Here is a 1,008-nt window from a genome sequence, read left to right as displayed (position 1 = left end):
CCCCCCGCGCGGGGGGGGGGGTGTTGCGGCGGGTCCAGTGGCGCAGCCGGGCGACGGGCTTGCCCAGCAGACGGAAGCCGCGCTCCAGACGCCCCAGCACCTCGCCGTTGCGCGCGAGGATCTGAAGCAGCGCCGTCAGCTGGTGGCTCTCCCAGTCGCCGTCCATCCAGGCCTCGGCCGCCGCCCGGCTGCCGCCGGTCAGCAGACGCCAGTACACCTCCGGCGCGCAGACCCGCACCTCGGCGCGCAGCGCGGCGGCGGGGTCGCCAAAATGAAAAGTCTGCGCCCCTTCGCGCACGGTGAGCGAGCCTTCGCGGAGGCCACTCAACAGACGAAAAAGCAGCCAGCGCGCGAGCCGCACGTTGCGCGGCACATCGGGTTCAAGCGCAAAGACGGGATCGGTCATGAGCGTTCACTCCTGCTGACAGGATGGTTGTACAGCGGCACGCGCTTCAGCCACAGCCGCAGCGCCTGCCAGTAGATGGCGAGGACGGTTTTCAGGGTCATCAGCGGCAGACGCAGCAGCAGCCCGCGCAGGTTGGCGCGGGTCAACGGCACGCGGCTCAGGGCCAGCGTGGCGTCGAACACCTTGCTGGCCTGATGGTTTTCAATATGCATGTGCAGCGTTTTGCCGGGCGCGTTGAAGCGCCAGTGATAGACCATGTCCATCGGGTTAAAGGGCGAAACGTGAAAGGCTTTCTCCAGCGGGCGCGCCTGCTGGCCGTCCACCGCGTAGTAATGACGCTCATTCCACGGCGTGTTGCGCACTTCGGCCAGCACCCAGCGCAGGGTGTCGGCTTCGTCATAGCAGTAGTAAAAATTGACCGGATTAAAATGGAAGCCGAAGTAGCGCAGCTGGGTCAGGAGCATCACGCGGCCCGCCGGGCGGCAGCCGGTCAGGCTCTCCAGCCGGTTCAGCACCTGGGCCTTCAGCGGCGCGCCCAGCGGATAATCGGCGTCGTACCAGGCGGCGGCGGCCAGGCGGTTGCGGCGGGGGGCCCCCCCCCG

1 protein-coding gene and 1 pseudogene are annotated in these 1,008 nt (G+C 68.1%); both read right to left on the bottom strand.

From position 1 onward, the window contains the following. Positions 1–406: pseudogene (locus tag HMPREF9538_RS17415) on the bottom strand (SAM-dependent methyltransferase); the annotation flags it as partial. Beyond that, positions 403–1,008 (bottom strand): DUF1365 domain-containing protein (locus HMPREF9538_RS17420; RefSeq protein ID WP_009484681.1); only part of this gene is annotated, 606 nt, incomplete at its 5' end. The pseudogene HMPREF9538_RS17415 and the gene HMPREF9538_RS17420, both read right to left, overlap by 4 nt.

The organism is Klebsiella sp. MS 92-3 (genome assembly GCF_000195655.1).
GTDB lineage: Bacteria > Pseudomonadota > Gammaproteobacteria > Enterobacterales > Enterobacteriaceae > Klebsiella > Klebsiella pneumoniae.
The sequence above is the reverse complement of the archived record's forward strand: the minus strand, read 5'-3'. Positions and strand labels throughout refer to the sequence as shown.